Origin of the sequence: Pseudomonas sp. JV245A, assembly GCF_032424515.1 — a bacterium.
GTDB lineage: Bacteria > Pseudomonadota > Gammaproteobacteria > Pseudomonadales > Pseudomonadaceae > Aquipseudomonas > Aquipseudomonas protegens.
In genome coordinates, this window is sequence record NZ_VYKE01000214.1 from 1 (window position 1) to 6,198 (window position 6,198).

At 66.8% G+C, this 6,198-nt stretch carries 6 protein-coding genes; 4 read left to right on the forward strand and 2 right to left on the reverse strand.

Going from position 1 to position 6,198, the window contains the following annotated elements:
* The 3 genes from F6S12_RS28945 to F6S12_RS28955 all read left to right on the forward strand — a co-directional run.
* On the forward strand, positions 1-1,428 hold a 1,428-nt coding region (locus tag F6S12_RS28945; protein WP_315869628.1), incomplete at its 5' end, for an ABC transporter permease.
* Positions 1,425-2,240 (forward strand): ABC transporter ATP-binding protein, encoded by an 816-nt coding sequence (locus F6S12_RS28950; protein ID WP_011058586.1) that lies wholly within the window; start codon positions 1,425-1,427, stop codon positions 2,238-2,240. The genes F6S12_RS28945 and F6S12_RS28950, both read left to right, overlap by 4 nt.
* Positions 2,241-2,254: 14 nt before the next feature.
* Positions 2,255-3,865: an arylsulfatase gene (locus tag F6S12_RS28955; protein ID WP_123473133.1), complete on the forward strand. Its 1,611-nt coding sequence runs from the start codon at positions 2,255-2,257 to the stop codon at positions 3,863-3,865.
* Positions 3,866-4,051: 186 nt separating this feature from the next.
* Here the strand turns inward: F6S12_RS28955 and F6S12_RS28960 are convergent, their stop codons facing one another.
* Together F6S12_RS28960 and F6S12_RS28965 are read right to left on the reverse strand one after the other, a co-directional pair.
* Positions 4,052-4,498, reverse strand: coding sequence for a pesticin immunity protein (locus tag F6S12_RS28960; RefSeq protein WP_077933186.1), 447 nt, complete (start codon positions 4,496-4,498; stop codon positions 4,052-4,054).
* Positions 4,499-4,590: 92 nt separating this feature from the next.
* Entirely contained in the window at positions 4,591-5,664 is a 1,074-nt protein-coding gene (locus F6S12_RS28965) for a fatty acid desaturase (RefSeq protein ID WP_053148413.1), read from the reverse strand.
* A 99-nt stretch (positions 5,665-5,763) separates the two neighbouring features.
* Between F6S12_RS28965 and F6S12_RS28970 the strand changes: the two genes are divergently transcribed.
* The coding region (locus tag F6S12_RS28970; protein ID WP_315869629.1) for an AraC family transcriptional regulator ligand-binding domain-containing protein at positions 5,764-6,198 on the forward strand (435 nt) is incomplete at its 3' end.

Below are 6,198 nucleotides of genomic sequence, written 5' to 3' on the forward strand. Positions count from 1 at the left end.
GCCCCGGCCCTGGTCTGGAGCAGTGCCCTGGAGCTGGCCCATGGCGAGCTGTGGAGCCATCTGGCGATCAGCCTGCAACGGCTGTTCTGGGGCCTGCTGGCGGGTATCGCCGCCGGCGCCCTGCTGGGGGGTGCCCTGGGCTTCAGCCGACGCCTGGAGCGCCTGGTGTTTCCCACCTTCGGCGCCCTGTCGCAGATCCCCACCCTGGCCTGGATCCCGTTGTTCATGGTGTTTTTCGGCATCGGCGAAGTGCTCAAGCTGGTGGTGCTGATCAAGGCGGTGGTGGTGCCCGTGACCCTGCACACCCTGGTGGGCGTGCGCGATGCCCAGCCCCGGCTGCGGGAAGCCGCCGCGGTGCTGCGCCTGCCGCCGGCGCTGCTGGTGCGCCGCCTGGTGCTGCCCGCTGCGCTGCCGGCCTTCATGGCCGGGGTGCGCCTGGCGCTGGCCACCGGCTGGACCTCGCTGCTGGCAGTGGAACTGCTGGCCTCCAGCGAAGGCATCGGCTACCTGATGGTCTGGGCACGCCAGCTGTTCATGCTGGACATCGTCTTCGTGTGCATCCTGGTGATCGGCCTGCTGGGGGTGTGCATGGACCGCGGCATCGGCTGGCTCGACCGCCGGCTGGTGCACTGGCCGCACCCGGCCACCGCCGAACTCCGTCGCGGCCCGCGCTACCAGGGCTGGCAGCGCCTGCAACCCTGGCTGCTGCCCCTGGCGCTGCTGGCCCTGTGGCAAGTGGCGAGCGACCAGCAGTGGGTCGACCCGAACATCCTGCCCAGCCCCCTGGCGGTACTCGCCACCACCGGCAACGGCCTGCTCGATGGCAGCCTGCTGGGGGGCATGGGCCTGAGCCTGGGCCGCACCCTCGGCGGCCTGCTGCTGGGCGGCGGCCTGGGCTTTGCCTTTGGCCTGCTGCTGGGCCTGTCGCGGTTCAGTGAACGCCTGCTGGGCCCGACCCTGGCCGCCATCCGCCAGATCGCCATCTTTGCCTGGGTGCCGCTGCTCACTGCCTGGTTCGGCCTGGGGGAACTGGCCAAGTGGGTGTTCGTCGCCCTGGCCGCATTCTTCCCGCTGTTCATCGCCACCCAGCGCAGCGTCGCCCAGCTCTCGCCGCAACTGGCGGAAGCCGCCCAGGTACTGCGCCTGAACCTCTGGCAACGGCTGCGCCGGCTGGTGCTGCCCGGCGCCGCGCCGGGGATTTTCGCCGGCCTGCGCATCAGCCTGATCTACGCCTGGCTGGGCACCATCGGCGCGGAATACTTCATGCCGTCCAACGGCGGCATCGGCAGCCAGATGATCAGCGCCCAGCAACTGCTACGCATGGACCTGATCATGGCCGGCATGCTCCTGGTGGGCCTTACCGGGGCCCTGCTCAACCTGATCGGGCAACAACTCGAACTTCGCGCCACCCGCTGGAGACACGCATGAACGCACCCCTGGTCAGTTTCACTCACGTGGGCAAGACCTTCGCCGTCGCCGGTGGCGAGGTGGAGGCGATCCGCGAATTCAACCTGGACATCGCCGAAGGCGAGTTCGTCGCCATCGTCGGTTCCAGCGGTTGCGGCAAGTCCACCCTGCTGCGCCTGCTGATCGGCCTGGACACCGAGTTTCGTGGCCAGATCCGGGTCGACGGCAAGGCCGTCAGCGGCATCGGCGGCGAGCGCGGCATCGTGTTCCAGGAACACCGCCTGTTCCCCTGGCTGACGGTGGCCGAGAACATCGGCCTGGGCCTGGTCAACGAGCCCCTGAGCGCCGCCGAGCGCCAGCAGCGGGTCGGCGAATTCATCGAACTGGTGGGCCTCAAGGATTTCACCCGGGCCTATCCCCACCAACTGTCCGGCGGCATGGCGCAACGAGTGGCCATTGCCCGGGGGCTGGTAGCCAGCCCGCGGATCCTGCTGCTGGACGAACCCTTCGGCGCCCTCGACGCCCTGACCCGCCAACAGATGCAGGACGAACTGCTGGCGATCCGCGAGCGGGCCAAGATCACCACGGTGCTGGTGACCCACGATGTCGAGGAAGCGATCTTCCTCGCCGACCGGGTGGTGGTCATGGAACCGCGCCCGGGGCGGATCAAGCGCGTGGTCGAGGTGGCCCTGCCCCACCCGCGCCAGCGCAGCAGTTTCGACTTCCACCAACTGCGTGAGGAGCTGCTTCACGAACTGACCCGCGACGAGCTCTACCAGGCGCCTTCGCCGGTACAGATCCGCGACCTGCCCCTGACCTTCATTGCTTGCTGAACAGGAGTGACTCGATGCCGCAACGTCCCAACTTCCTGGTGATCCTGGCCGACGACCTGGGCTTCTCCGACCTCGGCGCCTTCGGCGGTGAGATCGCCACGCCGAACCTCGACGCCCTGGCCGCAGGTGGCCTGCGCCTGACCGATTTCCATACCGCCCCCACCTGCTCGCCGACCCGCTCCATGCTGCTCACCGGCACCGACCACCACATTGCCGGGATCGGCACCATGGCCGAAGCCCTGACCCCCGAACTGATCGGCAAGCCGGGCTACGAGGGTTACCTCAACGACCGCGTGGTGGCCCTGCCGGAACTGCTGCGCGAGGCCGGCTACCAGACCCTGATGAGCGGCAAATGGCACCTGGGGCTGACTGCCGAACGCGCGCCCCATGCCCGGGGCTTCGAGCGCTCGTTCTCGCTGTTGCCGGGGGCGGCCAACCACTACGGCTTCGAGCCGACCTACGACGAGCACACCCCCGGGCTGCTCAAATCCACGCCGGCGCTGTACATCGAGGACGACCGCTTCATCGATGAACTGCCAGCGGATTTCTATTCCTCCGATGCCTTCGGCGACAAGCTCTTGCAGTACCTGAAAGAGCGCGACCAGAGCCGGCCGTTCTTCGCCTACCTGCCGTTCTCGGCGCCCCATTGGCCGCTGCAGGCTCCGGAGGAAATCGTCGCCAAGTACCGGGGCCGCTATGACGCCGGCCCCGAAGTGCTGCGCCGCGAACGCCTGGAAAAACTCCAGGCCCTGGGCCTGGTGGACCCGCAGGTCGAGCCCCATCCGCTGATCAACCTGAACGCCGAATGGAACGCCCTCAGCGAAGAACAGCGCCAGGTGTCGGCACGGGCCATGGAGGTGTATGCGGCGATGGTCGAGCGCATGGACTGGAACATCGGCCGGGTGGTGGACTACCTGCGCCAGCAGGGCCAGCTGGACAACACCCTGATCCTGTTCATGTCCGACAACGGTGCCGAGGGCGCGCTGCTGGAAGCCTTCCCCAAGTTCGGCCCGGAGCTTTTGACCTACCTCAACCGCAACTACGACAACCGCCTGGAGAACATCGGCCGGGCCAACTCCTACGTCTGGTACGGCCCGGCCTGGGCCCAGGCGGCCACTGCGCCATCGCGGCTGTTCAAGGCCTTCACCACCCAGGGCGGAATTCGCGTGCCGGCGCTGCTGCACTACCCGCAACTGCCGCTCAAGGGGCAGATCAGCCACGGCTTCGGCACGGTGATGGACATTACTCCGACCCTGCTCGACCTGGCCGGCGTGCGCCACCCGGGCAAGCGCTGGCGCGGGCGCGATGTGGCGCCGCTGCGGGGCAAGTCCTGGCTGGGCTTTCTCTCCGGCGAAACCGCCCGGGTGCATGACGAACAAACGGTAACCGGCTGGGAGCTGTTCGGCCGCCGGGCAATTCGCCAGGGCCAGTGGAAGGCGGTGTACATCCCCGGCCCCGTGGGCCCGGCGACGTGGCAGCTGTACGACCTGGGCCAGGACCCGGGGGAGATTCACGACCTGGCCCACAGCCAGCCGGAAAAACTGCGCACCCTGCTGGAAGAATGGCAGCGCTACGTGGATGAAACCGGAGTGATCCTCAGCGAATCACCGTTCCAGCCGGATTGATCTTGCAGGAGCTGGCTTGTCTATGAACCGGCCCCTGGAGGAGCCTGCTTGTGTAGGAGCTGGCTTGCCAGCGAAGGCGTCCTCCAGAACAACACAAGTCTCCAGGGCCCTTTCGCCGGCAAGCCGGCTCCTACGGGGTGCGTTTGGGTTGTCGGTGAATACACCGAGCTGCGCCAGGCGCTGGCCTCAGCCTCGGGTGATGCGGCAAGCCGGGGTTTTCGGCAGTTCCTTGACCACGACGTAATGCCCAGCCCGGTTTTTCTCGACCCGCAACGGCGAAGCGGCCAAGTAGCTGCCGCGCAGGCTCTGGTCGACAAAACAGATGGCGATGCCCTGCTTCCCCTGCTCCATCACTCTGACGCTGTAGACCCAGCTCTGTTCTTCGTCCACCGCGCTGTAGGTGCCCTCGGCGCCTGCGGCCTTCTCGTAGATCCGATAGGGCGTCTGGCCCAGCGTGGTGCCGTCCGGGTAATGCCGCGGCCGCAAGGAATTGCGAAAACCGTTCACTTCCAGATGCTTCAAGATACTCAGCGCCAGTGCCTCGTCACTGCCCTGCGCCACCGAGTCGGCCAGCGACACGCTGCCCACACTCATCAAGGCAACGGCGATCAATCGCCTTACCGCACTGCCCATACTGTCTCCCTGTCGTTGCCTCTTCGCGGATTCCGGGCGTTTCCCGGCACCGCGTGACCTTGGGTATTTAACCAGAAAGACAGTCCGCCCCCTCAAGCCCGGGCGTTATGCGCCGGTTGCATCGCTTCGCGCTCCTGCCGGGTAAAGCGGTTGGCCCGGGCAAAAGTGCCGAAATCGTTGAAGCGCACGCCCATCTCGGCCATCACTTTATGCGCCACCGATGCCGTCATCTGGCGGATGTAGAACGGCTCCCTGACCACGAAATGGTGGATGCCGTGGGTGCTGCCGAAGTTGCAGCAGAAGGCCTGCAACGGCCACATCCACCAGGGGTTGAGTACCTGGGTCTGCTGGATCACGTTGCCCGGCTCGATGTCGCCGTAGTAGTGCATGTTGGAACTGACAAAGTGCAGGCAGAAGGTGCGCAGCACGTTGGGGCCGATGATCACCACCACGGCGATATCGACGTAGTGCATCAGCGACACGGTGTCTTGCGACCACTGGATCGGGCTGCCCAACAGGGCGGCCACGCCGTTGGCCCCATGAAAGCCCAGGAACACATACCAGGCGCCCCAATGCAGCAATGCCAGCGGCGCGTACACCGCCAGGGTACGAACGAGGATGCCCAGCTTGCGCCTGGCCCCCGGCGCCCGCAGCAGGCGGATGAAGGCCGCCATCATGTTGTCCCCCACCATCAGCAGGCGGGCGATGCCCCAGGGCTCGCCGTTGGTGATGGCGCGCTCCTCGATGTCGCTCTCGCTGCCGGACACCTTGTGATGATTCAGGTGCAGGTGGCGGCGCACCCAGGGGTTGATGGTGCTCGGCCGCGCCAGCCACACCAGCCCCAGCATCAGGTTGTGGGGCAGGCGCTGCTTGCGAAAGTACATACTGTGGATCAGGTCGTGTTCCAGCTCGTGGGTCAGGGAGGCGAAAAAGGCATTGAGCAGCAGGCACGCCCACCAGGCCAGGTGCCCCGTGACATAGAGCAGCGCTGACCCCAGCATCCCCGACAGAGCGAACGCAAGGATCCCCGCGCCCAGCGCGTCCTGGTGCCGCAGCAAAGGAAAACGCTGGCGCAGTTCATCACCCCGGGCCAGGACCACCTGGCGTATATGCGCCGCCCGCTGCTGTGCGTTCATCCGCTCGGGGCTTGCAGAAATACCCTGCATGATTCCATCCTCTGGTCAGTGATGTGTGCATCCTGCCCCGAGCCCCGGCTCCGGGCGCTAGCCGTAAACGCCAACCTGTTGACCGGACGCGCCAATCGCATGACCGAAGCCACCTCCCTTGCCAGCTGGACCCGCGCCTTGCGCAAGCAACTGGACGCTCTGGACCTCGACAGCGCCGCACTGTGCCGCGAAGCCGGGCTCGACCCGCAATTGATGGACGACCCCAACGCCCGCTACCCGCTGTCGGCCACCACCCGCCTGTGGCATCTCGCCGTGCAGGCCAGCGGCGACCCGGCCATCGGCCTGCGGGTGTCGCGCTTTGTCAGCCCCACCACCTTCCATGCCCTGGGCTACGCCCTGGTGGCCAGCGGCAGCCTGCGGGAAGTGTTCGAACGCATCGTGCGTTATCACCAGGTGGTCAGCGACGCCCTGGAACTGGCCCTGACCCGGGAAGCGGACCGCTACCGGTTCTTCCTCAAGGTGCCGGAGGGCTCGCCGCAACCGGCCTTCGAAGCCATCGACGCCTTTGCCGCG

Excerpts from the sequence above, each read along its gene's own strand:
- F6S12_RS28960 (WP_077933186.1), bottom strand. The coding sequence starts at position 4,498 with ATGGGCAGTGCGGTAAGGCGATTGATCGCCGTTGCCTTGATGAGTGTG.
- F6S12_RS28955 (WP_123473133.1), top strand. The coding sequence starts at position 2,255 with ATGCCGCAACGTCCCAACTTCCTGGTGATCCTGGCCGACGACCTGGGC.
- F6S12_RS28950 (WP_011058586.1), top strand. The coding sequence starts at position 1,425 with ATGAACGCACCCCTGGTCAGTTTCACTCACGTGGGCAAGACCTTCGCC.
- F6S12_RS28965 (WP_053148413.1), bottom strand. The coding sequence starts at position 5,664 with ATGCAGGGTATTTCTGCAAGCCCCGAGCGGATGAACGCACAGCAGCGG.